Source organism: Guyparkeria halopsychrophila, from assembly GCF_044582135.1.
GTDB lineage: Bacteria > Pseudomonadota > Gammaproteobacteria > Halothiobacillales > Halothiobacillaceae > Guyparkeria.
The window spans coordinates 75607-101241 of the sequence record NZ_JBDODP010000002.1 but is presented as its reverse complement, the minus strand read 5'-3'; the positions used below and the strand labels follow the sequence as shown (position 1 = coordinate 101241).

General features: G+C 61.3%; 21 protein-coding genes, 1 tRNA gene and 1 CRISPR repeat array. Of the genes, 4 read left to right on the top strand and 18 right to left on the bottom strand.

Going from position 1 to position 25635, the window contains the following annotated elements; translation table 11 throughout:
* Nucleotides 1-136 precede the first annotated feature (136 nt).
* Together ilvD and ABGV18_RS01480 are read left to right on the top strand one after the other, a co-directional pair.
* Entirely contained in the window at nt 137-1825 is a 1689-nt protein-coding gene (gene ilvD / locus ABGV18_RS01485) for a dihydroxy-acid dehydratase (RefSeq protein ID WP_396584499.1), read from the top strand.
* 19 nt (nt 1826-1844) lie between these two features.
* Nucleotides 1845-2285: a YtoQ family protein gene (locus ABGV18_RS01480; protein ID WP_396584498.1), complete on the top strand. Its 441-nt coding sequence runs from the start codon at nt 1845-1847 to the stop codon at nt 2283-2285.
* A gap of 207 nt (nt 2286-2492) precedes the next feature.
* A CRISPR array of direct repeats spans nt 2493-4655; the repeat unit is 28 nt; unit sequence GAAACACCCCCGCTCGCGCGGGGAAGAC.
* A gap of 50 nt (nt 4656-4705) precedes the next feature.
* Here ABGV18_RS01480 and cas2e read toward each other — a convergent pair.
* The 8 genes from cas2e to cas3 are packed head-to-tail and all read right to left on the bottom strand — an operon-like array spanning nt 4706 to nt 13121.
* Entirely contained in the window at nt 4706-4990 is a 285-nt protein-coding gene (cas2e, locus tag ABGV18_RS01475; RefSeq protein ID WP_396582806.1) for a type I-E CRISPR-associated endoribonuclease Cas2e, read from the bottom strand.
* Nucleotides 4968-5843: a type I-E CRISPR-associated endonuclease Cas1e gene (gene cas1e, locus ABGV18_RS01470; RefSeq protein ID WP_396582807.1), complete on the bottom strand. Its 876-nt coding sequence runs from the start codon at nt 5841-5843 to the stop codon at nt 4968-4970. Before cas1e ends, cas2e begins: the two co-directional genes overlap by 23 nt.
* 6 nt (nt 5844-5849) lie before the next feature.
* On the bottom strand, nt 5850-6548 hold the full coding sequence (cas5e, locus tag ABGV18_RS01465) for a type I-E CRISPR-associated protein Cas5/CasD (RefSeq protein WP_396582808.1): 699 nt from the start codon (nt 6546-6548) through the stop codon (nt 5850-5852).
* Between the two features lie 17 nt (nt 6549-6565).
* Nucleotides 6566-7657 carry a type I-E CRISPR-associated protein Cas7/Cse4/CasC gene (cas7e, locus tag ABGV18_RS01460; protein ID WP_396582810.1) on the bottom strand — a complete coding sequence of 364 codons (1092 nt, stop codon included), beginning with the start codon at nt 7655-7657 and terminating at the stop codon, nt 6566-6568.
* 36 nt (nt 7658-7693) lie between these two features.
* On the bottom strand, nt 7694-8350 hold the full coding sequence (gene cas6e / locus ABGV18_RS01455; protein ID WP_396582811.1) for a type I-E CRISPR-associated protein Cas6/Cse3/CasE: 657 nt from the start codon (nt 8348-8350) through the stop codon (nt 7694-7696).
* On the bottom strand, nt 8347-8910 hold the full coding sequence (gene casB, locus ABGV18_RS01450) for a type I-E CRISPR-associated protein Cse2/CasB (protein ID WP_396582812.1): 564 nt from the start codon (nt 8908-8910) through the stop codon (nt 8347-8349). Before casB ends, cas6e begins: the two co-directional genes overlap by 4 nt.
* Complete coding sequence (gene casA / locus ABGV18_RS01445; RefSeq protein WP_396582813.1) at nt 8907-10508, bottom strand: type I-E CRISPR-associated protein Cse1/CasA; 1602 nt, start codon at nt 10506-10508, stop codon at nt 8907-8909. The genes casB and casA overlap by 4 nt, the downstream gene beginning before the upstream one ends.
* A gap of 6 nt (nt 10509-10514) precedes the next feature.
* Nucleotides 10515-13121: a CRISPR-associated helicase Cas3' gene (gene cas3 / locus ABGV18_RS01440; RefSeq protein WP_396582815.1), complete on the bottom strand. Its 2607-nt coding sequence runs from the start codon at nt 13119-13121 to the stop codon at nt 10515-10517.
* A 691-nt stretch (nt 13122-13812) separates the two neighbouring features.
* Between cas3 and ABGV18_RS01435 the strand changes: the two genes are divergently transcribed.
* The gene (locus ABGV18_RS01435) at nt 13813-14601 is read left to right on the top strand and encodes a coiled-coil domain-containing protein (protein ID WP_396582845.1); all 789 of its coding nucleotides are present in this window, start codon (nt 13813-13815) and stop codon (nt 14599-14601) included.
* 486 nt (nt 14602-15087) lie between these two features.
* Here the strand turns inward: ABGV18_RS01435 and ABGV18_RS01430 are convergent, their stop codons facing one another.
* Genes ABGV18_RS01430 through ABGV18_RS01420 form a run of 3 tightly spaced genes read right to left on the bottom strand, consistent with a single transcriptional unit; the run spans nt 15088 to nt 16687 of the window.
* Nucleotides 15088-15801: a hypothetical protein gene (locus ABGV18_RS01430; RefSeq protein WP_396582846.1), complete on the bottom strand. Its 714-nt coding sequence runs from the start codon at nt 15799-15801 to the stop codon at nt 15088-15090.
* Between the two features lie 37 nt (nt 15802-15838).
* Nucleotides 15839-16513, bottom strand: coding sequence for a hypothetical protein (locus tag ABGV18_RS01425; RefSeq protein WP_396584497.1), 675 nt, complete (start codon nt 16511-16513; stop codon nt 15839-15841).
* 48 nt (nt 16514-16561) lie between these two features.
* Nucleotides 16562-16687: a hypothetical protein gene (locus tag ABGV18_RS01420; RefSeq protein WP_396584496.1), complete on the bottom strand. Its 126-nt coding sequence runs from the start codon at nt 16685-16687 to the stop codon at nt 16562-16564.
* A gap of 297 nt (nt 16688-16984) precedes the next feature.
* Between ABGV18_RS01420 and ABGV18_RS01415 the strand changes: the two genes are divergently transcribed.
* On the top strand, nt 16985-18589 hold the full coding sequence (locus ABGV18_RS01415; protein ID WP_396584495.1) for a hypothetical protein: 1605 nt from the start codon (nt 16985-16987) through the stop codon (nt 18587-18589).
* Between the two features lie 433 nt (nt 18590-19022).
* Here ABGV18_RS01415 and ABGV18_RS01410 read toward each other — a convergent pair whose 3' ends face one another.
* The 7 genes from ABGV18_RS01410 to icd all read right to left on the bottom strand — a co-directional run bounded on the left by ABGV18_RS01410 (nt 19023) and on the right by icd (nt 25429).
* A complete protein-coding gene (locus ABGV18_RS01410) occupies nt 19023-20636 on the bottom strand; it encodes a DUF3987 domain-containing protein (RefSeq protein WP_396584494.1) in 1614 nt (537 codons plus the stop codon).
* On the bottom strand, nt 20633-21112 hold the full coding sequence (locus tag ABGV18_RS01405) for a hypothetical protein (RefSeq protein WP_396584493.1): 480 nt from the start codon (nt 21110-21112) through the stop codon (nt 20633-20635). Before ABGV18_RS01405 ends, ABGV18_RS01410 begins: the two co-directional genes overlap by 4 nt.
* Before the next feature lie 274 nt (nt 21113-21386).
* Nucleotides 21387-21599, bottom strand: a complete 213-nt coding sequence (locus ABGV18_RS01400; protein ID WP_396584492.1) for an AlpA family phage regulatory protein — start codon at nt 21597-21599, stop codon at nt 21387-21389.
* Nucleotides 21600-22320: 721 nt separating this feature from the next.
* The gene (locus ABGV18_RS01395; protein ID WP_396584491.1) at nt 22321-23538 is read right to left on the bottom strand and encodes a phage integrase central domain-containing protein; all 1218 of its coding nucleotides are present in this window, start codon (nt 23536-23538) and stop codon (nt 22321-22323) included.
* A 202-nt stretch (nt 23539-23740) separates the two neighbouring features.
* Nucleotides 23741-23817 (bottom strand) — tRNA-Arg (locus ABGV18_RS01390).
* A gap of 51 nt (nt 23818-23868) precedes the next feature.
* Nucleotides 23869-24057 carry a CPXCG motif-containing cysteine-rich protein gene (locus ABGV18_RS01385; protein WP_396584490.1) on the bottom strand — a complete coding sequence of 63 codons (189 nt, stop codon included), beginning with the start codon at nt 24055-24057 and terminating at the stop codon, nt 23869-23871.
* A gap of 115 nt (nt 24058-24172) precedes the next feature.
* A complete protein-coding gene (gene icd / locus ABGV18_RS01380) occupies nt 24173-25429 on the bottom strand; it encodes an NADP-dependent isocitrate dehydrogenase (protein WP_396584489.1) in 1257 nt (418 codons plus the stop codon).
* Nucleotides 25430-25635: the final 206 nt, after the last annotated feature.

Sequence of the window (25635 nt, the reverse complement as noted above, 5' to 3'; positions counted from 1 at the left end):
GGCGCGCGCTCAGACCAGCGCGACGCTTGATCGTGCGCCGACAGTCCTGTTATAGCATCCGCCGTGTGACACACCGCCATGCCAGTCGTGCCGAGTCCTTGCTAAGGTGTCCCCAGCAACCTTGAGGAGCAACCGCATGACCGATCCCGCCAGCGATCCGCGCCGCCGTCATTCCGCCCCGGTAGTCGACGGCATCAACAAGTCTGCCAGTCGGGCGATGCTGCGCGCAGTGGGCTTCAGCGACGCCGATTTCAAAAAACCACAGGTCGGCGTCGCCTCGACCTGGAGCCAGGTCACCCCCTGTAACGCCCATATCGACAAGCTTGCAGACGCCGCCCGCAGCGGCGCGGACGCCGCCGGCGGCAAGGGCGTGATCTTCAATACCATCACCATCTCCGACGGCATCGCCAATGGCACCGAGGGCATGAAGTATTCGCTGGTCTCGCGCGAGGTGATCGCCGATTCCATCGAGACGGTCGCCGGTTGCGAGGGGTTCGACGGGCTGGTGGCGATCGGCGGCTGCGACAAGAACATGCCCGGCTGCCTGATCGGCATGGCGCGCCTCAATCGACCGTCGGTGTTCGTCTACGGCGGCACCATCCTGCCGGGCAAATGCCACACCGACATCGTCTCGGTGTTCGAGGCCGTCGGCGCCTACACCCAGGGCGAGATCGACCTGCCACGCCTGGAAGACATCGAGAAGACCGCCATCCCCGGCCCGGGCTCCTGCGGTGGCATGTACACCGCCAACACCATGGCCTCGGCGATCGAGGCGCTCGGCATGAGCCTGCCGGGCAGTTCGGCGCAGAACGCGGTCTCCGAGGAGAAGCGCGCCGACAGCGAGGCGGCCGGCGCGGCGGTGCTCGACTTGTTGGACAAGGACATCAAACCGCGCGACATCATGACCCGCAAGGCCTTCGAGAACGCCATCACGGTAACGATCGCCCTGGGCGGCTCGACCAACGCCGTACTGCACTTGCTGGCGATGGCGAACGTGGTCGACGTGCCGCTCACCCTCGACGACTTCACCGAGATCGGCCGGCGCGTACCGGTGCTCGCCGACCTGCGCCCCTCCGGGCACTACATGATGAGCGAGCTGGTCGAGATCGGCGGCATCCTGCCGCTGATGAAGATGCTGCTCGATGCGGGGCTGTTGCACGGCGACTGCCTGACCGTGACCGGCCGCACGTTGGCAGAGAATCTTCGTGAGGTGGCGCCCTACCCCAGCGAGCAGGAAATCATCGCGCCACTGGATGCCCCGCGGAAGGCGGACAGTCACCTGCGGGTGCTCAAGGGCAACCTCGCCCCGGAAGGCGCGGTGGCCAAGATCACCGGCAAGGAAGGCACGCGCTTTTCCGGCACCGCGCGGGTGTTCGGCTCCGAGGAGGAGGCCCAGGCACGCATTCTCGATGGCACCGTCGCCGCCGGCGACGTGGTGGTCATCCGCTACGAAGGGCCGCGCGGCGGGCCGGGCATGCGCGAGATGCTCTCGCCCACCTCGGCGATCATGGGCCGCGGACTGGGCAAGGAAGTGGCATTGATCACCGACGGGCGCTTCTCGGGTGGCAGCCACGGTTTCGTCGTCGGCCACATCACGCCCGAGGCCTTCGACGGCGGGCCGATCGCGCTGGTCGAGGACGGCGACACCATCACCATCGACGCGGTGGCCGACACCATCGAGGTGCACGTCGACAACGACGAACTCGAACGCCGCCGCGCCAACTGGCAGCGCCCCGCGCCCAACTACCCGCGCGGCGTGCTGGCCAAATACGCGAAGAACGTGAGCTCGGCCTCCACCGGCGCGGTCACCGACCTGCCCGATTGAATCGACCCAGGAGATATCGATGAGCCTTACCGTTTACCTGTCAGGGGAAATCCACACCGACTGGCGCGAACAGATCGAGCAAGGCGCACGCGATGCCGGTCTGGATATCACCTTCACCCGCCCGGTCACCGATCACGCCGCCAGCGACGCCGCCGGCGACCTGCTCGGCGAGGAGTCCAAACAGTTCTGGCGCGACCACAAGTCCGCCCAGGTCAACGCCATCCGCATCAAGACGCTGATCGAGCAGGCCGACGTGGTCGTGGTGCGCTTCGGCGACAAGTACAAGCAATGGAACGCCGCCTTCGACGCCGGCTACACCGCGGCGCTGGGCACGCCCTACATCACCCTGCACGACGAGGACATCATCCACCCGCTCAAGGAAGTCGACGCCGCCGCCATGGCCTGGGCGACCACGCCCGAACAGGTGGTCGGCATTCTCAAGCACGTGGTGCGCGACTGAAACCTTTCAGCCGTCAGGGAAGGTTCTGGTGCCCAAGGCAGGCCCCACATAAATACATTAACTTATTGAAAATAAAATATAAAAAAATGATTAATTTGACTCAGTCCCCACTATGGTCCCCACTATTGTCGACGCCAGCGCTAGCGGCGCCGATAAAAAGAAACACCTCGCCCAATACATCATGCAGGCAGCGGGGCGATCGGTCGCTAGGCGCCCCCGCTCGCGCGGGGAAGACGACCACGGCGCGAAGCTAGCCTCGAACGTGGTGGAAACACCCCTGCTCGCGCGGGGAAGACCAAGGCCGACCGAGGCGAAGGCAATACGCACCCGAAACACCCCCGCTCGCGCGGGGAAGACAGCTTCATGTCGGCCACAACGGCGCTCAAGTCGGAAACACCCCCGCTCGCGCGGGGAAGACCCGTTGACGTTGGCCTCGACGGTGATCGGGCCAGAAACACCCCCGCTCGCGCGGGGAAGACTTGAGCACGGCATGGGCGTTGTCGGCCCGGTCGGAAACACCCCCGCTCGCGCGGGGAAGACTATAGCCGGGACCTTGCGTGACACGTCGACCAGGAAACACCCCCGCTCGCGCGGGGAAGACCTGACGCAAACCGAGACGTCGCTCTGGGGCCGGGAAACACCCCCGCTCGCGCGGGGAAGACGACACTTCCGACAACAAGACCTTCGAGGCCACAGAAACACCCCCGCTCGCGCGGGGAAGACTCCATCGTAAACTCGGCAGCGGCCCCGGCCTCGGAAACACCCCCGCTCGCGCGGGGAAGACTCCACCCCCTCGGCTTCGCGGCGTAGTCGGTCGGAAACACCCCCGCTCGCGCGGGGAAGACCTAACCAGCCCGGCCTGGGTGCGGCCTGCCGGAGAAACACCCCCGCTCGCGCGGGGAAGACCGCTGATCTGAGAACGAAGGCTCTCGAGTGAGGGAAACACCCCCGCTCGCGCGGGGAAGACAGCGTGACTGGCGTGCCCTCGATAACTCCCGTGGAAACACCCCCGCTCGCGCGGGGAAGACTGTTCTTCCAGCTCGCTAATGCTCAAACGCTTAGAAACACCCCCGCTCGCGCGGGGAAGACGCCGCTGATGCTTTTGAGGATGCCACTAATATGGAAACACCCCCGCTCGCGCGGGGAAGACTGCTCCCGCCGGCAGACGATGCAGCCGATCTGGGAAACACCCCCGCTCGCGCGGGGAAGACAATCTCCATCTCGATCATGGTGACTACCTCACGGAAACACCCCCGCTCGCGCGGGGAAGACTTCAGCCGCCAGCGCTCGGTGACCGCGCCGGAGGAAACACCCCCGCTCGCGCGGGGAAGACGCATACGTCGGGAGCATCGCGTAATGAGTAGGAGAAACACCCCCGCTCGCGCGGGGAAGACCCGATGGTCGGGGTCTGCCCAGGCTTCGCGGTGGAAACACCCCCGCTCGCGCGGGGAAGACCAAAGTGCTCGCCCAGCTCGTCAACCACATACAGAAACACCCCCGCTCGCGCGGGGAAGACGCATGATTTGGGCAGGAAGCCCGTTTTGCTTAGGAAACACCCCCGCTCGCGCGGGGAAGACGCCGTCAACCCGAGGATGAGCAACGGGGCATCGGAAACACCCCCGCTCGCGCGGGGAAGACTCAACAACTTCAACCGCATGTACGATCGCCGGGGAAACACCCCCGCTCGCGCGGGGAAGACCAATGTCGGTGAATGCTACCCACGACTGCTTGGGAAACACCCCCGCTCGCGCGGGGAAGACGGATGCACGTCGATCATGCCGCTTTCCGCCCGGGAAACACCCCCGCTCGCGCGGGGAAGACTGGCCGCGCCGTCAATATCGACTTCGATATCCAGAAACACCCCCGCTCGCGCGGGGAAGACACATACTGCGGAAAAACTGACCGGGCGTGAGGGGAAACACCCCCGCTCGCGCGGGGAAGACGCCAGGCCGCGGCGAGCGAACCGGCCAAGAAGGGAAACACCCCCGCTCGCGCGGGGAAGACTGGTGCATTGGTTGCGCGCATTAGGCGGCACCAGAAACACCCCCGCTCGCGCGGGGAAGACTCCCGCCTCCGATCCTCGATCGAACGGGTTTAAGAAACACCCCCGCTCGCGCGGGGAAGACGCCTTTTCGGCGGACATGATCCGATCGTATCGGGAAACACCCCCGCTCGCGCGGGGAAGACCTTGGGGCGGTAGACGACAGTCAGGAACGAGCGGAAACACCCCCGCTCGCGCGGGGAAGACTACCCGATAATCCGGCTCCGGCCCATCCGGTGAGAAACACCCCCGCTCGCGCGGGGAAGACGCGCGGTCAGAGTGGGACGATTACAAGCGTCGAGAAACACCCCCGCTCGCGCGGGGAAGACAGCAATATAGTGTTAAAGAGCCAATAGCCCAACTCAAGATATTGGGATTTTCAGGATTTCAGGGTTTCGACGACCAGAGGTAGCCCGCTAAGCTTCACCAAATCCTTCCTGGTCGGTCCAATCGTACGGATCTCATGCCCCGGGGGCTCAGGGATCGACCGAAAGATCATCACCCCCGATTCTGGTGGGCAGTGATCGACGAGATAGTCGACCACGGTCTTCGACACAGCATCCCTGATGCCGGATACGAAGACGTTGGGGCGTGGTTCACTGAACCAGAGCTTCATCCGCCCCCTGACAGCTGGCGGCAGATCATTGGCGATGACCACGACCACGCTTTCTCCCTCCCAGCAGTGTTTCGATATCCCGTTCGACCTGGTCGAGCAAGTCAATCTCCACGGCCCGCCGACGAAACTCGGCGGATACTTCGTGCTTGTCGTAACGACCTGCCGTCTGCCGGGTCATTTGGAACGCCAGATCGATGCTCAGGTGCTCCTTGTAAAGGTCCGCCAGGTCATAAACCAAAGGCAGGGGGCTCCCCGAGTGGATGAACCCGATTTGAGGAAGGTAGCCCAGTGCGTGCACGCTGGAGCAGAGGATTCCATAGAGCGCGGCGTTGCAGGCGGTGAGGATTCGGTTCGTCGTGTCACTGAGCTGGAACTTGCCCGGCGTGAAACGCCTGCCCTTCCAGCCCACCTGGTAGAACTCGGCCTTCTCCCGGTAAAGGGCACGAACCCGGTGCCCCTCCATCCCCATCATCGCCGACAGGGTCTTTTCACTCAGGTCGGTATCGGGAAAACGCCGCTGGAACATCGCTCGAGCGACTTCCAGAGACTTCTTCGGATCGGCGGCCAGCTCCACCTGCCGCTTGATGTTGCGGGCATCGGAGGTGGGTACGAAGCCGGCCGCGTAGAAGAGCAGCGAGTCCTCGCCGACCCAGCTGATCGAGCAATTGGCTGCCACGGCGGTCTTAACCGCTTCGTGGGTCACTGTCGAACCGGGGCCGAGAAGAAGCGTGTTCAGGGTGGCTACCGGTAGGGGTATGACCTGTCCGTCCGCATCAATCCACTTCACGCTGCTGTCATCGACCTCGAGACGCCCCCGCTCCAGGTAGATGAAGGGGTACTTGTCCTTGACTCGGGGCAACGATTCCCGGCTCACCTTGACGATCAGTCGGTTGCGAGCCACCGCTGACTACTCCGTCATCCACTGCACGGTCACTCGCCGGTCTCGATAGCGCTTGTCTTCACCGAACTGGACAGGCACGTCGTTGAGGGTCATCACCTCGTCTCCCTCATGCTCTCCTTCCAGCACCCGGAAAGCAGGAGCCCTGCCCTTAGCTCTTGCCAGTTCACGGGCTGCGGAAAGGGTCTCGTCATGAGTCGCGTGGATGCCCTGGAAGATCATTTCCGTCGGCACGAAGCTCTTCCTGCCAAGAAAGACATCCCATCGAGGCTCGACGAGTGCTTTGGCGATGGTCTCGGCAAGGTCGTCGGGCAAGCTCAGCACGACAGCGAATGCCATGTCCTGAATGGCATACCGGTAGGTCATCTTGATTGCTGTGCTGGAGGCCGTGCCATCCGCTTTCTTGGGGATCAGAAGACTTTCCCATGGATCGCTGCCGTCATACCCGCTGCCGACCATGTGGAAGTCGCGCATCAGCGGAGGCCGTGGTGCCGGCCGGCCCTGTTCATCCGCGCGGGGGTAGGCTTCCACCTGCATATCACTCGATGCGATGCGGGAGAGCAGTTTGTGCTGCTCTCCCGCCGCCCCCAGTGCACAGCAGATCAAACCGGTCACACCGGATCGGGTCGGGAAATCGAGGGTGTCCCGACGACCGAAGCGGGAATCATGACCCCACGACTGCAGGGGGGCCTCCAGCCACAAGAGCATGTTTCGACCCCCCATCCTCAGGCCTCCTCCACGGGAGCGGCATCCTCCACATGGCCCTTCAGTGCACCGACAAGATCATCAATGCTGAAATCCTCCCGATCACCCCAGCGATAATCACCCAGCTTCCCGTAGAGGGAGCCGAGCATCTTTTCCCGGCTGTCGATGAAACCGTCCAGCTCCCGAAGGCTCGGCTCGAGATAGCCCTGACCTTGCGCACGGACGGGCCGGTCGAACGGCACCTGGAGTCGTTGCCCCTTGCGGACCAGAACCCGAGCGTAATCCCAAGGACTGGCCCCGGACATGGTCGTCTGACGCGCATCGGGCACGGCAATGAACAGTGCCTTGACGAATGACTCCACTGCATCGGCAAGGTTATCGGCCGGAATCTGCTCTGCCAGTTGCCCGAGGTCGAGGCTCACGTACCGGTAATACGTTGCTGAATTAAACTCGAGGCTTCCCATGTGGGCCGAGCCGCTCTCGTGCTCGGCCTCTTCATCGGGGTCGGCGTAATCATCGAGAGCGGTGAAAAACTCCACTTCGTTGGCCACTTTGTGGGTAGAGATGGCATGGGCAAAAGAGGACGCTGCTTCGACGTTCATGTCGGGCAGCTTGGCGACCATGCGGCCAAAGAGTGCGATGTCCAGGGCGTTGAGGTGCTTCAGGCTCCGATCCTGGTCAAGAACCTTCTTCGCCTCTTTCCAGAGTGTCTTTTCCTTCACGCCAGAGGTATCGAAGTCGATAGAGTTGCCGTATCGGGCCAACGCCTCGACCTCGTTGTCACCAATGAACAACAAGGTGTCCTTGGTAAGGATTTCCGCAACACGATCCGAAAACGCCTCGGCCGCCTGCTCATCCGCACCGTGTGCCTTGCAGGCCGGCACCAGAAGCTCCTTGACTTTCTTGGTACGTGTCCCGGCCTTGGCACCCAAGTCTCGCAGCGCCAGCCTCACCTGGCGTTTCCAACACTGAGAACTAACCCGTGCCCGGGTCACTCCGCCGATGTTGGCGGTTTTCGGTGCGCCCACGTCATCCCGGTTCAGGCAGGTCACCGGAAACGATTGGAGAATGTGAAACTCGATACGAGTGTTCTTGAGGGAGTTGTTTTCCATGACTTCTTCCTTTCTCGATTGCTGGTGCCCGCCCCCTCAGGAGCCGAACGGATTGTCGATCACCGGTCTGATCTGGAGGAGGCCGCAGCCGAAGGTACGCCCCCGCCCGATGCCGCGAGCGAAGCTCTCACGGAACCGCGCCCCATCCGTGACTTCAAGCAGACCGGTCAGCTGGGCCTGAGACAGCGTGATGTGGTTTCCATGTTTTCCTTTGAATTGCTGGACATTCACCTGCCCGACCTGAAGTGATTGCGCAGGGGCCGAGAACCCCCAGTTCTCTGCGCTGCGCTCGACGAACCACTTCTCGATGGCATCCCGTCCCTTGATGGGTACGCGCTTGCCGGCGCTCGTGACCGTCGGATTGACGACCACTTCGAATCGATACCGGGGATGGCGCAGAAAGTCCTCGGGAATGGGCCGCGATTCGACTTCACCGAAGGCTTCCCCGTGCCGAATCACACCTTGGGCCGGGGCCCGGTCGGAAAGGGTAAGAATGGTTCTTCCCAGGCGGTTGCCGCCCTTATCGGCGTACACGATTCCGCTGGGGTCGTGTCCGCGCTTTTCCGATTCGGTTCTTATATCGTCGAACAGGCTGTACACGACTCGGTGCAGCGAGTAGGGATCGGTAATGGCGAGTTTCCGGATGGCTCGCCGGTCCAGTCGAAGAACACTGGCGTATAGCGCGTCTGTCATGAGCCCCTCTCTTCCTTGAAATGGCCCCGGAAGAAATCTTGCGCCCACCGGGCCCGGGTCCGCTCGCCATGGCGATGAAACCAGCTCAGTTCATTGAGCAGGCGGCCGTAGTCGAGCCTCGCGCCCAGACGGGACTGCACCAGTGTGAGGATCGGTCGTAGCACCTCGCAGGCCTCTTCCGTGGAGTCACAGGCGAGCAGACGACGCAACCGGGCGCGAGCTGGCGCACTCTCCTTGCCATCCGGGTAGCTGTGGGCAAGGCCGGCTCCAATCGAAAGCACGCCATTCTGTTCGGCATGGGCCCGCATCATCGCTGCGCCGACGGTCACAAAAGGCAGTCGCTGATCCCGGTACTCCAGGTCGATGCCAAAATCCGCGAGCACTTCCCAGACCTGGTACTCCGTAGCGGGGTTGTCCGCCCGCCGGAACCGTGCCGCGATACCCTTGTCATTGCGGGCCCTGTCGAGCAGGTAAGCTACGAAACGGTGCCCTCGACTGGACTCGTGCCCACTCGTCTTGCTCCGGGTCGCCTCCTCGGTGGTTTGATTCTCCATCATCATGCCCCTTGGATCGTGGGTTGTTGTCGTTCGGTAGTCTCGAGATAACCAGCGGGCGCATTTGGCCGTCGGTTTGCCCAGGCCTCCAATTGCCGAGCTGTTTCCCTCGGTGCGTACAGGTCGAACACCTTGTGAGCGTGCTGCACAAAGCGGTGTCTCAATGCCTCTCGGGCCTGCGACTCGCGCTCCCCTTGCTCGCAGTTATCGACGAGAGTCTGGAAATCCCGCTCACAGAACTGCCAGAAGAGATTTGAGGCTAGCGCCGCTTGCGCACCGGCATACTCAGGCGTGGCATGAAGGTCTGCAAAATAGTTGCGCACACAGCCGTATACGGTGCTTGCGAGCTTATCCATTCCCTTCATTTCAAGATCGAGGTGGTCGAGCCAGACCGTGCCGAGGTCATCCCCGTCAATCCAGACTGTCGATTCGAGAAAGTCGTCGTCCTGCTTGGCCGACTGATCGCCCGATGTACTGCTGACCCGAATTCCACCTGTCCAGACGCACAGTCGCTCTTTCCGCTGACTCATTCGTTGAACGCCGACTCGAAGCGCCATGTTCTCGAAGCCAGCTGTACTTCCACTTTCCAGGAACGAGAGAAAGGCAGGAAGCTCTCTCCAAGGGCGTTTTTCCAGGTTCACGTATTTCGCTTTCGGCAGCTTGTCGCTCTGATCGAGCATCAGGGTGGGCTCGAACCAGCCCTCGCTGACCTTGGGATACTGAATGCCATCGAGGTAATAGATACCGCCTTCCTTGAGGTAGACAAACCGCGAGACCCCGACCAGACATCCCTGGTAACTTTCCCTGATGGCCTTGGCCCGCGCGTCCTGCTCGTGAGCGGGCATGGCTTCCCAGGCAGGACGCCCCACTCCTTCTGTCCACCGGTTCGCCTTTTCAATCTGTGCCTTGGTCAGCATATTCAGCCAGACATCCTTTCGCAGGTCTCCGGTCACCACGAGCCCGTGCAGCTGACCCACGAATCCTCCAAGACCGGGGCCTGCAGGCGCGCTGTGCTTGTCACTGAGTACGGTGCCGGCAAGGGATGTCATTCCTCCCTCGACCCGCTTCCCGGCAAAGGCGAAGTTCATCAGGGTCAGGACGAAGAGGGCCTGTTCACCCGAATCCAGCTCCTTTCCCAGCATGGTGTGGGAGAGCATCGAGTTGTTGTCCGAGGGAAGATCCGGGTAGAAGCCGGCACCGAAGGGCTTCGGTGCGCCTTTCTGTATTTCTTGCTTCCTCTGCCCGGGCGTCTTGGCCTTCTTCAATCGAGCTTCCGTCCGGGTGGCGACCAGTGACTCCACCGCTGGCATCTGCAGGAAGGGAGCTTCACCGAACAAAAAGAAGCGGTCACGCCATTTTTCCAGGTAGGCATGGCAGTTCGATGCCAGCCCCTCGGGCCCCATCTTTCGCCAATCGTCCTCGTCTTCGGGCGTGCAGGCGGCCTGGGCAATGGCAAGGAGCAGCTTCATGACGGCCAACTTGTGAATCGGATTGCCACCCAGTGCGCGGATGTCCGTACGGGAGAAAACCTCTCCGAGCCCCACCCTGCCGTGGTCCGCGACCGGGATCCACGGCTCGTCGATCAGGTTGTATTCATTACTCATGTTGATTCAGTCCTTTCTCCGTTCGGCCTGATAGCCCAGATCGTGGCGATAGAAGGTCCGGTACTTCTCTTTGGCCGCTTGACCGTCAAGCCCGACCACTTCCCGCGCATCGTTCACCAATCCAATCCGCAACGACGAGGTTTCCGCTTCCGGATGGCCGAGATAGAAGCAGTTTCCCAGTCCGTACCGCTCCAACAGCCGCACCGGCAGCGCCCGAGGGGCCTGATGCTCGGCCACTCGCACTTTCTGTCGCGCCATTTGCACGCTCAGAACCCGCCAGTCACGCCTTTGCAGAACGTGGCGGTCCCATGGAATCCGATGGCGGCTGCCGTCAAGCAGGGTAACGACCGTCTCACGCGTCTCGGAATGCGAGAAAATATCGCTCAACAGGAGCACCTCGGTGGACTCCATGTCGCTATAACGCGTCCCCGCCTTGTCCTCGGATTGCGTCTTGCCACCGAGTGAAAGGGCTCCCCGGGCAAGCCGTCTCATGGTCGAGATGCCCGTCTTCCGCCGATTCCCTTCGTGCAGCTCATGAAGTAATCGGGCCATCGTCCCGGTTTCTTCCCGAGGCTGATAGGTGGCATCGATCATCGGCCGGATGTCGTCAGGCAGACTGACCTGCTCAAGGCCCTCCCAGGTGCCAAGGCTTCGGCACAGGACATAGGCGTCGTATACGGACTCAGTGGAATCAAACGCCTTCGGCGGATTCTGGATCGCATCAGTCAGGGTGGGGGCCAGCATTGCCGCCTCGCATCGACTCCCGACGGGACGTGGCGTCCCTTCGTGGCGCCATAGACGACCCAGCCGCTGGAACAGCATATCGGTTGGACAGAATCGGGTGACCATAAAATCGGCATCGATATCCAGGGACTGTTCCAGCACTTGTGTGCCAACGAGGATGCAGCCGGACTGCCGCGACACACCTCGACCATCCCGCCCGAAACGGCCAACCCAGTCATCCTCGAGGCTTTCCCGATCGGCCACGGTGAAGCGAGAGTGCAGAAGGCCGACTTCGATGCAGGCCTCCCGGCCGCGCGCCGAGAGCACCCGGAAACGCTCCTGGGCCTCGGCTACGGTGTTCTCGATCCACAGGATGTGCTGCCCGTCGGACGCACGTTGCAGTGCGTCCTCGATGACCGGAGCCTCTTCCCCATGCCAGGCAAGCCCAACCGGTCGGCTCGGTGGTCTTTCGAGCGGGATCTCCGCACGGTCACCGGCGCCCGGGGCACCGGTCACCAGCGGATAATCGTCCCGAAGCGCCTCTTCACCGAATAACTGATTGCGTCGTGACCGGGACAAGGTTGCTGTCAGGATGATGACCGTGCATCCCGCCTCACGGAGAAAGGCGACCAGCTCATCGAGCAATGTCCCCGTGTATGCGTCGTAGGTGTGAACCTCGTCGAGAATCACCACCTTGCCCGCCAGGCCGAACGCCCGAACGAAACCATGCTTGACGTTCATCACGGCCATCAATGCCTGGTCGAGGGTGCCCACCGCGAACGGGAATAACAGTCCGCGCTTCGCTTGGCTGAACCAGGAGCCACCCGGGCGCCCCTCCTCACCCATTTCCGACTCCACCAGCCAGGCCCCGCTGTGAAGAAGCATGGCATGTGCCATGGGATCACCCGGCTCCAAGACCTTTTCAAGAAAACGCCGGAGTCGGCCATGAATCCGGTTGGAGGTCAGCTGGGTCGGGAGCGCAAAATAGATACCGGTTGCCTTGCCGGCGGCCAGCTGTCGGTAGGCTGCATACAAGGCCGCCTCCGTCTTGCCCATTCCCATCGGAGCTTCGAGCAGATACACGCCCGGACCTTCGACCGCATCTGCAAGCCGGACCTGTGCCTGATTGGCGCTGAAGGGAAATATGTCCTCGAATGCCAGCCCCTTTTTGATGGAGAACGGTATGAAACCTGAGTCATGAACGGCCTGATCCACCCTTCCTTCCCACGAATCTGACGGATCATCGAAGTGTTGACCGGAGCCAATCCAGTCCGCGACTGTGGTCAGGCCCGCAAGAACGCGGGCCTGAACGGGATTGACGTGCTCCGGCCAGTCAGAGGCCATCCTCTCCTTGAGCGCCTCGACCAGCGCTTCGCGCTCACATTGCCAAGCCTGACCGCCAAACGACTCTTCATCTCCAGACCGGCCCTCGACCTGGGGTGAATAGCCGTGATGCTGGCCGAGGATTTCCGGAATAGGTGACGACGCTCCCATGCTGGCTGCGGCACACTGGCTAACGCCGGCATGCCCACCCCAGTTTCTCTCGATGTCGGGAGAAACGCCTGCGACGGCTCCAGCCAAGTCAGGACCCACCCCGCAAGCGGGATCGAGTGCGCGCAGGATCTTGGCAACAAACGTTGGTGAAACTTTTCCTATGTCATGAGCACCCGCCACCAAACAGGCCCCGGGCGGAAACAACAGCTCTCTTAACTCCCTCGGAAACATTTCCTCAAGCCGCGCGGCCACCGCCCCGACTGCCAGACAATGATCCAAAACACTGCGCCCGGCACACGTACGCCCCAATCGATCTGTGTAAGTTTTCGCAGGGCACTGGGAGAAGATCCCATGAGGGACCTCCACAGCTACGCTATTTTTACCCCTTCGGCGCATATCCCTAATCCTTTCACGCTCGCCGTCAAACTATTCCGGCTTCACCTCACGGTCCGCTGAAACGGGAGACTCTTTACATTTTTTCTTCTGGTTGAAAGACGATCCCTGCCATGTAGGACACCAAGACCCCGCCTCGTTGTTCACAACAATGCACTTTAATAAACGAATGCCCTCCTCAGTTCACGTGCCTAGGTGTTCGGGTAAACACAACCGACCGATGAGGCGGTCGCTCGATGTTAAGCCGGGACGTGCTGGATCTGGCGATGATGATCCACTCCTAGGGGAGCATCGCGGCCGTGACAGGCAAAAGGTCCAGACGGTATATGGGGAAGCCCCGTCGCCGCATTGGCTCCCGTCGCCAAGCGACTCCTTCGGGACAAGGCAGACCGGAACGAGTGCTGCGACGTCTTTCAGATCACACTAAACGCCTCGTGTACGTGCTCGCCAACTTGCAACAAAGCACTCGCCTGGAGCCCATGCCCCCGGACCACTGTATCAACCGCTCCGGACCAGGAATTGTCCTCCGGGCGCTGATACCAGCGCCCCCCCAACCGGGGCTGACTTGTCGAGTCATGGCTGCATCCTCGTCAAAAACGTGTGGTTGACATAACTGCACGGACTTGCCGAACCCGCCCGAGCGTGGTACATCAAAACCGGACGGGATCGACGCAAACAGACGGGGGGTCACATTATGGCTGGCAGCATGTATTGGGCATCCCTGGCCGGGGCCAGGGCCGATAGCCTCCAAGAATGGATGAACTTCGCGACCGAACAGGAAAACCGCGCCAGAGAACAAGAACAACGCGCCGACGAGGAAGAAGCCCGCGCTAAGGCACTTGTACAGCAAGTCAGTCGTTTTCAGCACCTTCTGGGCGAATGGCAAAACGAAGCCGTCACGTGGAGAGCCAAGCATCGCGTGCTGGAGGTCTACCTCCAACCATATCTGGACTCGGGAGCAATCAAGATTCCCGCTTACCCGGAAGGCCTTCGTTTTCTGGAAGACGTGGCAGAAGAAGCTGCCGCAGACATCAACGCCCCCGCCGAAGTTGGAAAGCGCGTGAAACAGCAGGCAAGAAAGGAGATCAATGCCGAGCAGGAAAGACAGAGACAAGCGCAAGAAAGGCACGACGCGCACCGGGAACAACAGCTAAAAGAAAAGGCTCCAGACGATCAAACCGGAGAGGAAAAGGCTTTCCTCCAGCACCGAAAGCATCTTCGCCGCCAGGAAGAAGAACGAATCCGGCGTGCCGAAGAACACGCACGATCCCTGCAGGAGTTTCAGGAAAGACTGGAGCAGGAACGCATTGCAAAAAGGAAAGAGGAGGAGCAGCAAGTCCGGAAAAAGACCAAGCGATGGACAGTTCTTTTTATCGTTTTCTTCCTGGGCCTGACGGCAGTGCAGTTCCTTTACGCAAGTAACGTTGATGTCCTTGGATTTCTTACTGGTCAATGGAACAACCTGATGTCGATCGTTGGTTAGCAACCAAAGACGAATCGGAAAGAACACACGGGAGGGCGCGTTATGTATGTGGAAGCAGCACACTCTACGCCAGGCTGGCCGAAGCCAAGGCAGACGCTCTCAGCGAATGGATGTAATACGCCAACGAGCAGAAAAACCGAGCCGATCCCATCGAGAGTTGGCCGGGCAGTCCTTGTGGCGAAACCAGATCACCCGGTGATTGCCACCGACGTGGTGGCGATCGAATCTCCACAGGTTGCAGTTCTTTCAGCCGCGCCGTGATGGGCGATCCGGATCTGAGCTTGTAGGCTCGACCCACCCGCGCCGTGTTGGCCGGGGCGATCACTTCGGCCGAGACCACGCCGCGCCGGTATGCCTTGAAGCGGCACAGGTAGGCCAGGGCAAAGTCGCCTTCCATCTTCTAGATGTAAAGCGTGTCCCCCGGCTCAAATGCCGTGATCGGCTTGCGTTGGTAGTTCGCTTCTCGCATGGCGATCTCCCTTCCTATCAGTCGTAAAAGCAGGACTTGAACACTTGGATGTCTTGGTCTGCCTGCTTCACGCATTTGATCCGTTTCATCATGCACGCCTTGAAATCGGACATGGAGGTCATGTCTTGCTTGCACTGATCGGACGCCTCCAAGACGGCGTTCTTGAAAGCCTGGACGCGCTGCTGCTCGGCATGGTCGACGGTCGGACTGATGCCGACCGCTTCGGCTATCGCATCGGCCGAGCCCTTGAGCGTGAACGTGGTGTCCTTGTAGCCACCCGTGCCCAGGTGGTAGCGGACGATCAGCTTGGAGCCTTCCATGATCTCGACCAGCACCGGCGCAATGCCCTCGTCGGGGTCGCCGTGCCACATCGAGAAGTTGACCCACTTGGGCTCCCACTTGTAGACATCACCGGAGTCCCCGAGCTTTTTCAGCAAGGCATCCAGTTTCTTTTCATCCTCCAGATCGTGCGGCTCGTGCTTGTCGACCCGGAAGATAGGCGGATCGCGCCAATCAACCTGATCGACCATCCGCTCGGAGAGTGCGAAGTTGCCCCAGACCTCCCCGCCAGGGGCGATCCGGTAGATGGTAAAGGAGTTGCCAAGGTCGTTCGTGACCGTGGCCTTCTTCTTCACTTCGTCGGTCATGGCGTCCGTGTGGGACTCCACAGTCCAGCCGGCCAGTGCGGCCGATTGGACGGCCAGGCCGAGAAACAGAATCAGAAATCGCATGGTGTCACCTCATGGCGTGGCGCGGAATCGCGCCGGTTCAGTCGTCAAAGCAGGACTTGAATCCCTCGATGTCGTGCTCGGCCTTGTGCGCTTTCTCGCATTCATCGACCTTCTGAAGGCAGGCCCGAAGGATCTCCATGTCCACGCTTTGATCCTCGGTGGCTTCGAGGCCCCTGGCTTTGCATGTGTCTGACGCCTCCATCCAAGCGTTACCGAACGCCACCACCTTGTTCACGGTCTTTTGCCGCTCCGTCGCGAGCGTCGCCTCCTTCTCTTGCCTTGCCCGAATGGCATCCGGGTCGAAGTCGACCGGGACGTAATGCCCGAATGACCAGTCTGGCCCCATGATCCCGCCGGTACCATTACGGGTTGATACGAAGGTCCACTCGGCCTCGTCGTACTCGTTGTAGAACGCGACTTTCTTGGGTTTGCCGCTCTTGAAGGTCTCGACCTTGATGTAGCTGAACTCATCAGTCCGATCGTGTTCGCGATCGGGGCCAACCCACGTCCGCAGCGTCTTGCCGTCAATCGTCATGTACGGGGTCGGTTGGTCGGCCGGAAGCGGATAGCCATCCAGGAAGACGTTGCCCTTATAGGTGCCGTTAAACGGGTTGGTCGGGCTTTCCGGTGCATCCGGGCCGCCACAGGCGGTCAGCCCCCCAGTCAGGGCAATGATGGCGGCCAGGGCGAAAACGTGGGTGCGCTTCAACATGAGGTGTCTCCTTTTTTGCACTTGCTGATGATGACTCAGGGGCCTTGTTCAAAAGACCACCCATAGGTAATACAGGGCCAGCCCGATCAATCCGATTTGGACGATCTTGGCCAGGATATAGATCGTCACATCCATGATATTGGCGGTGTTCCAGCCGTTGTTCTCTGTGTTCATGGCACTACCCCCCTATTCAACGTAATTGATGACCAGTTCCGGAAGCGGCTCCGTCTGTGGCGCTCCGACCAGACCCCCATCTCCTTGTGAGTGATAAGGACGATCTCATCGATGACTTGAGAAACATCGACATCGGCCGGAACGCGAGGATTTGCTACTGAATCCATACCCTGGAACCTAATTAGCGACACTTTCTTTTAATCCACTAACGTCTAACCTACTATATGTTAGCCCAACAAACGACGTTGCTTTGCTCCATCCCGGAGTGCATCGCTGGCACCGATGCTAGGAGGCACCATGCCTAAAACTGCGATTGTCCGCATCGGCACAACCACTCGTAGCGGCCACGCGGGACAACGTCTGCACGATACCCGCGGACAGATCCCCGACTATGTTGACCCGAAGCTCTGCCACCTCAACACCACTCCGATTCCCGTTCCAAGATCACCCGACCTCGCCAAAAAATGCGAACACCGACGACTCGTTCGATATAAACGCGGAGAGCTGAGACGACGACCTGGACCGATTCGGTCAGACGGTATCGTGGCTGTTCGCGGCATTGTTGCGTTCTCGAGTGATGCCCAATCCGAAATCCAATCATTACCGGTCACCGAACAGGATCGGCGCTACGTTCAGACCGCCGAGGCGATTGCTGAGCGCTTGACGACAACCGTCGCCGGCCTGGTAGTGCATCGAGACGAGTCTGCACCCCACGCTCACTTCACTTTGCACGGTGTCGGTCTGGATGGCCAACCTGTGAGCCGACGCATGAATCGGCAAGCCCTGCGGGAAATACAAGACATCGCAATCGAGCCTTATGCCGATCTGGGTTTTGAGCGTGGCCGTTCCAAGCGGGCACGCATCGCGGACGGAGAAAGTCCTTCGGCGTGGGTGCACCGCTCGGTAAGCGAGCTGCACCGGGATCTGCCCGCCGAACTCGAGTCTGCGCGCAATGAGCGGGACAGAGCCATTGCTCGCGCAGAGGAAGCAGAGGCCATGGCCGATGCTGAGGTCGCGCAAGCTCTGCAGCGAGTCGAACAAGCTGAAGCGCAAGCCGAAACTGAAATAGAGCATCATCGGCAGCAAACCACTATGGCCCGACGTCGGCTCGACCAAGCTCTTGCCACCGCCGACGAGGCCGAGCAGCAAGTCAACGAGCTACGCCAACGCTTAAGGGAGTACGAGTCCCGCGCCAAAGAGGCCGAGCAGCGATTGGCCAAATTGCAGTCAGAGCACATCGAGCTTGAACCACCGAGACGGATCGAGCGTGTAACCGGGCGCGAAAAACGACATCTGCTCGGCGAATGCATCGAAACCAAACAAGCACTCGTCTACCCCGCCCGCAAAGTGCAGGCAGCGTTCAAAGAAGCCGAGAAGTTGCGTCAAGCAGCGGAAGCACGCGCGCTAGCGGCTGAGGAGAAAGTCCGAGAAGAGAAACGGACGAGAAGCAAATTGCTTGCCGGATGGTCCACGGTCATGCCCACCAGCCAAGAGCCATCACATGCCGACCTTGCAAGCGGATCTTTCCGACAATTGCACGGCCTGATATCCGTTGAGGGGGAACAAACTATTGGCGCGCCCCCTCAAGAGGCAACACCACATCAAATCGCGACTGCGCTGTACCTTGCGGGGTGTGACGCTGATTGGGAGCGATTGGCCTTCAACGTCTCAGACGACGTTGCTGCAGAAATCATCCGGAAGGCTACCGAGGACGGGCGACTCGATCACATCGAATTCCACACTCCTGGCCGCCGCCACCGCCAAATGCGCATGGTCAGTCACAAGATGGAGCAACACGGCGGAGCGAGAACTATGAAGCGCCCGGAAGACGAGGTGAGCGACATGACCCCGGAGGATCACGCCCCAATTTACCCGCACAAAGACCGAGGCCTCAATATGTAACCCCCCCTCGAAGGGATGAAATTGGGTCGCGTCGGTCATGTCGCCGCCTCCAACGCCAGGGTCAGCAAGTAGGCACGCATCGATCGTCTCCCACATGTGGTCGTCGGCCACAGTTCCATCGTGGATTCAGCTGAGAGCGTCCCGCAGGTTGGCCCGATCTACGGCCCCCTTGCGCTCGCAACCGGCAGAGGCGGACCACGTCCGATCTACCCTTCGGTCTGAATTCCCTGGGTGATACGTTGACCGCAAGACTTCCGGCTTTGTCCGCTTCGGTTCGGATCGTGAGCAGGTAAATAAGAGCCTGCTTGTGTCGGCTAATCAGCCATACATCGTCATCGGTCAAGCGATGTCCCCGGGCCGCGCGTGAACCCGTCTTCCTCGAGCAAAATCGCGATCCTGCGACCGGCTAGGGTCGTGATGATGTCGGCGGCTCTCATACCACCGCCTCGTCATCATTTCCCTGTGTGGTCTGCGAACCATGCGAATGATGCGAAACATGGGCGCTGGTGCGGGTTTCGGGGGTCGCAAACCTTTGCGAATCATGCGAACCATGGGGAGCTTGATCGGTGTCCGCCTGCCCTTGTGTCGCATGGTTCGCGGACATTCGCATCGGCGCGGATGCGGTGCTGGTGCCATGTATCGCATGGTTCGCATCTTTCGCAGGCCGGGAATACTCTTTCACGGTGCTGATGCCGTTGTCCTTCGGTCGTTCCCGTTGCTCGATCTGCCCGTCGGCGAGTAGGTCCTCGAGGGCGGCGGTCAGGTCTGATGCCTTGATCCGGTTGGCGAACAGTCGGCGCTGAATCTCCGTCCTGGTGATCCATCGCTCGACCGCGATGCCGTCAAGGATCTTCTGCTTGTGTTCGCGGCGCTTCTCCGACTGGATACGCTGGGTCATGTCCGACCCGAAGATGAACCCGACCGATTCCCGGTGGAACCGTGACCAGGCGAGCGCTGCTCGCATGTGGTCGACACCGATCACGGCGGTCTGGTCGGTCATGGCGAACAGTCCCGCCAGCCGCATGGTGATCGGCGCCCGGCGCTCGAGAACCGAGGTAATGATCGGCGTGGAGCCGTCGCGCCGCCGCAGGTCCGGATAGGCCTCCCGGTACATTTCCCGGGCCTCGTCGGAGAGCGTGATCGGCGCGGCGTACTTGGTACGCGGGTAGTCCCCTCGGGCGAACTTGATCACGTCCCTGGTGCGAACCGCGAGGCGTTGAACCACCTCGTCGGGCGTGGGCTCGGGGAAAGCCACCAGCCGGGTGCGCTCGGCGAAGATGATCAGGAACCGATTCATCAGGCCGTTGTGTGCCGCCGTAGCGTCCATGCGTGCCCTCAGCTCGAACGGCGTGATCGCTCCGTGAACGCAGACGTGTGGCTCGGTTGCCCAGATGCTAGCGGACTTGGTGGCCGGCTGGATTGATCCGCCATCGAACAGGTCGCGGATGATCGGGCTCAGGGTGTTGCCCTCCCGCTTGCCTTGCGCGAGCAGCTTGGCAAACTCCGCCTCGATGATCAGCAGGCGCTTGTCGTCGATGGGGGCGTGCTCGGTCTTGCCGGTCGTGAAACCGTCATGAACCTGTGCCGCCAGCCCCTCGCCCGTCGACAGACCACCGGAGTGAACCCGGCCGGCGAAAAGTTCCGGCGTGACCACGGCGCCCTCGTCATCGGCACTAGGCACGTGATCGCTGTCCATCATCTCGCCGACGGCGCGGCGGATGCGCTTCACCAGTGCCCAGCTCTCGCCCTTGGCTGCGACCATGGATCGACCGACGTGCAAGCCGTTGATCAGTAGCGGGTGGGTCTGGTCGCCCACGCTGATGAAGTGATGCCGACCGGCCGCAGCGGACAGCCAGGTCAGGAAGGTCAGGGCTACGCTCACCCGGTTCGGTTCCCGTCCGGTAGTGGCCGCCTCTGCCACCTCGCCGACGAGACCGTGGAACATCGCCGGGTCAGCCTTCGGCGGTGCGATGGTGTAGTCCCGGTCGTCGACCTCTGCCTCGAGAGGATTTACCGTTAAGGCTTCGGCTTGATCTGCGATGCTCATCTCTGAAAGCCTCCCGCCTGAACCGTGTTCTGGATTCGCGCCTCGGCTTGCATCAGTGCCTCGAAGTCGGCGTCGTCAATCCATCCCTCGCGCCGGATCTGAGCGGCGGCGAGTGCGACGGTGATCACGTCCACGGCCAAGGCCTGGAGCGCAGCCCAAGGGCTGAACCTTGGGCCTTTGTGCGGCGACCGGTTGGCATCGTTGCGGGCGTGTCGCAGGTGCTCGGGGATCAGGTCGATCAGTTCGAGCCCAAGGCCCCGCCGGATCTCATCGAAAGAACAGCCGGCCCGGCAGTGCATCAGCACGCGGCCATCGTCGGTCTCGGAGACCAGAAGGCTCGGACGCTTGTCTTTGTGCGCAGGACAAGCGCAAGTCATGGCGCGGACGAGACCGGGTGCAGGTTTCGCCTCCTTAGCCACGGCGACGTGGGCCAGAACTTTATCGAAGGGAGCGAGGTGATGCTGAAATGGTGTCATGTAGCCACCTCCCCCGCCACAGTCGGCGCCAAGGTGTACTCTACGACGCGATGAGGATTCGCAGCGGCGTCGTGTTCCTCTCTCCACGATCTCTCGACCCGGTGGAGTCGCTCCTGCAGTTCAAGCACCCGGTCGGCCGAGCGCAGCAAATGGTGCTGGTGCAGATAGTAAAGAACGCGGGCCAGCTGCGCCTTACGGCTTAGGACGGCGTTGTTGCTATGGCCGAAAGTATCGGTTGCCGGCCCAGCCCTATTCTCACGTACGGAGGCATTTTTCATTTCGACACCTCCTCACGTTCCTGCAGAAATTCCTCGAGGGTGGACAGCCGCCAGCCGGACGCTTGCGGCGTCAAACGTAGGGGCTTCGGCAGATCGCCGGAGTCGATCAGCCGATACAGACTCGAACGGCCGATCCCGAGGTATTCGGCTGCATCACGTGGCCGGACGATCGGGTCGCCAATTGTGAGGGTCTGACTGTTCACTCGCATGACTCGTGCCTCCCGTCTGCCGGTCCATTGGCTGCCCACACTCAAGATGTCGAACCTGTCAGCCACGGCAGTAACTGACCAAGGCACGGCAAGGGGTCCGAGGGGAATGGGGCGAAGGGTCGAACGCACGGCATGGCATTCAACTTCTGACCGTCGCCGCAGGCGCGACAAGTCGATGGCGGGGCACGAACAAGTGATCATTTTCAGTCATCCTCGTGTTGTAACGACGGATCACTGACGGTTTGGCATCGTTGGCAGTACGGCGGTTTAAGGGACAATCTAAGCGGGTTGCATTGGATGCAATAGGGGTTGTATCGTCCTTAACTGCCCGGCGCTAACCGGGCTAGCCCGTTTACCAATCGGGTGGTTTGAAACAAACTAGGTATACATGCCATCCCATCAGCGATGGATTTACAGGCCCCGGGTGGAGCAAACACCCGGGGCCTTCTTTATTGCTGAATCCGAAGATCCAACGCGACCTAAGCTATTACAACCTTACCCAAGAAACAAAACTTTTCCGCTTTTTCCCCTTTTTTTTCAGTACCTTATGTGCAATTTCGGTATTACCATTTTTGCAAACGCACCGCAATTGACGGAGTGGATGTAATACCACCACCCCTAAGATATTGATTTAACTTAATATTGTTTTCGATAAACCAAAGAAATCATTGATAGAAAATATCAGCACCTGGCTGCTATTACAGGGCCTTCTAATCCGCAATCATCGCCTTGCCACAGTGACGGACTGCCGCAGCTTTCCAAGATAGTCCGCCCACTCCTGCAACATCTGCCGCCGATCTTCAATGAAGTCAGCGCGGTTATAGGCTCTCCCGAGCGGATCACGGGGCGCGTGTGCCAATTGCAGCTCGATGATGTGGGCGGGCCAACGCAGGCGCTCGGCAAGCATGGTGCGGGCGGTCGCCCGACAGCCGTGGGCACTGATCTCGTCTTTCGAGAAACCCATGCGGCGGAAGGCCGCGTTCAGCGTGTTTTCACTGATCGGCTTGGCCGCACTGCGCAGGCCGGGGAATGCCAGGGCGCGATGCCCTGTCCAGTGATGCAGGTCCTTGAGGATGGCGAGGGCCTGCCGTGGCAAGGGCACTAGGTGATCGGCCCGCATCTTCATCTTCGCGGCGGGAATGCTCCACAGACCGGCGTCGAGGTCGACTTCTGCCCACTCCATGTTCCGCAACTCTCCAGGGCGGACCATCAGCATCGGCAACAATTGAAGCGCGGCCTTTGTCGACGGCTGCCCGGCGTGGGCGTCAATTGCCCGTAGCACTTCCCCGAGTCGGTCGAGGTCGAGCACGGCGGCGCGGTGATGGACGGGTGCCCGCTCTTTCAGTGCGTGGGCGAGGCTGGCGGCCGGATCATGCTTTGCCCAGCCGTTAGCGATGCAGAAGGCGAACAGCCGGGATAAGTCCTGCCGGCAGCGCGGGGCGACCTCGGTTGTGCCCGCCTGCTCTGCCTTGCGCAGCACCTCCAGGACCTCGGGCGAGGTGATCTCGTCGACTGGGCGCTTGCCTAGCTTGGGCAACAGGTAGCGTCGCCATCGGCCGGTCAGCTTCTCCCGGTAACCGTCTGTCCACTGCCGGCCGGCCGCCCATTCCTCGAACACGCGCTCGAGCGTCCGGGAGCTGCCTTCCTTCTCTGCCTTGGCCGCCTCGACTTGCTGGCGGCGATGCTCGATCGGGTCGACTCCATCCGCCAGCATGGCGCGGAACGCGTCACGGCGTCGACGTGCTTCCGCCAAGGTCATTCCCGGCAGCTTGCCTAGCGTGGTGTCTCTGCTCCTGCCTTGGAACTTGTAGCGGAACACCCATGCCCGACCGTTCGCCCTGACTCGCAGATACAGCCCACCGCCGTCGAATAGCTTGAAGGCGCGGCCTTCGAACTTCGCTCGTCGCACGTCGAGTGCGGATAGTTGGTTGATGCGCATGCCCGCGCCCTCGTCTTTCACCCGGTGGGGACCGGTGTCGGCTTGGTTAGTCCCCACCCCATCGGATGGTCCCCACCTTGGTCCCCACCCTTCATGCTACATCAGTGGGGACCGGCTGGAACATCGCGGGACAGGGTATCAACGACAAACCCCGCCATAATGCGGGGTCCTGGGCTAGCGGGGAATCGCTGAAAAAGGAAGATGGCGCCCAAGGCAGGATTTGAACCTGCGACCTACCGCTTAGGAGGCGGTTGCTCTATCCAGCTGAGCTACATGGGCAATCGGAAGGCGGCGAGATGGTAACACGCGCGCCGAACCGCCCTCCACCGCTCATTCGTTCTCCTGGTGCAGTTCCAGGGTCGGGCCTTCGGCGGTCCACTTGATGGTGACCACGATCGGCTGGCAGCAGACACTGCAATCTTCGACGGTGGTCTGCTCACCGGCACTGGTGTCGATCGAGAAGTCGACCGGCTCACCGCAGTAGGGGCAGGTGGCACTGGCTTCGACAAGTGGTTCCATGGCACGCCTCCTGGGGAAGAACGCGGGCCCGTTTGCCCGCCCCAGAAGCGTAGCAGGCGCCCCCGGAATCACCCGGACGCGCCTGCCCTTTTCCCAATCGTTGTCGGGACGACGATCAGCCCATCTGGCGGATCAGCTCCTCGCCGAAGGCCTTGCAGCCGACCTGGTTGGGCTTGTCCATCAGGCGGGCGAGATCGCCGGTGACGTTGCCACTGGCGATCGCGCCTTCCATGGCCTTGATGACGGCATCGGCGGCCTCGGTCCAGCCGAGGTGGCGCAGCATCATCTCGGCCGACAGGATCACCGACGACGGATTGGCGAGGTCCTTGCCGGCGATGTCCGGCGCGGTGCCGTGGGTGGCCTCGAACATGGCGACGGTGTCGGAGAGGTTCGCGCCCGGCGCAATGCCGATGCCGCCGACCTGTGCGGCCAGCGCATCCGAGACGTAGTCACCGTTGAGGTTGAGGGTGGCGACCACGTCGTACTCCTCCGGCACCAGCAGGATCTGCTGCAGGAAGGCATCCGCGATCGAGTCCTTGATGACGATGTCGCGGCCGGTGTTGGGGTTCTTCAATTTCATCCACGGGCCGCCGTCGAGTGGCTCGGCGCCGAACTCATCCTTGGCCAGCTCGTAGCCCCAGTTCTTGAAGGCCCCTTCCGTGAATTTCATGATGTTGCCCTTGTGCACCAGGGTGACCGACTCGCGGTCGTTGGCGATCGCGTACTCGATCGCGCGGCGCACCAGGCGCTTGGTGCCGTCCTCGGAGACCGGCTTGATGCCGATACCCGAGCTCTCCGGGAAACGGATGTTCTCGACATTCATTTCCTGGGTCAGGAAATCGATCACCTTCTTCACTTCCGGGGTGCCGGCGGCCCACTCGATGCCGGCGTAGATGTCCTCGGAGTTCTCGCGGAAGATGACCATGTCGGTCTTCTCCGGGTGCTTGACCGGGCTGGGCGTGCCGGTGAAGTAGCGCACCGGGCGCAGGCAGACGTACAGGTCGAGCTTCTGGCGCAGGGCGACGTTGAGCGAGCGAAAGCCGCCACCGACCGGCGTGGTCAGCGGGCCCTTGATGGAGACCACAAAATCGCGGATCGCCTCCATGGTCTCGGCGGGCAGGCCGCTGCCTTCCGGGTAGACTTCGGTCGACTTCTCGCCGGCGTAGACCTCCATCCAGGCGATCTGGCGCTTGCCGCCGTAGGCCTTCTCGACCGCCGCGTCGATGACCTTTTTCATCACCGGCGTGACGTCGACACCGATGCCGTCACCCACGATGAACGGGATGATCGGCCGGTCGGGGACGGTCAGCGTGCCGTCGGCGGTGACGGTGATCTTGTCGCCTTCGGGGATGGTGATCTTGTCGAAGCCCATGTGTTCTCTCCTGGCTGGATTCGCATGTCGCAGGCCGTCTTGGTGCGCCTGCTTGGTTGGCCGGCATTATACCGATTCACGTGATCCCACCGAGGTACGCCGCCAACCCGCACCCCACCGGCGCGTCTCGCGCCGCGCAAGCCGCCAACTTTTTTTTCTTCCCCACCTCTTGAATTCGCCGGGGCCGTTCCTAGTATTGGCACTCG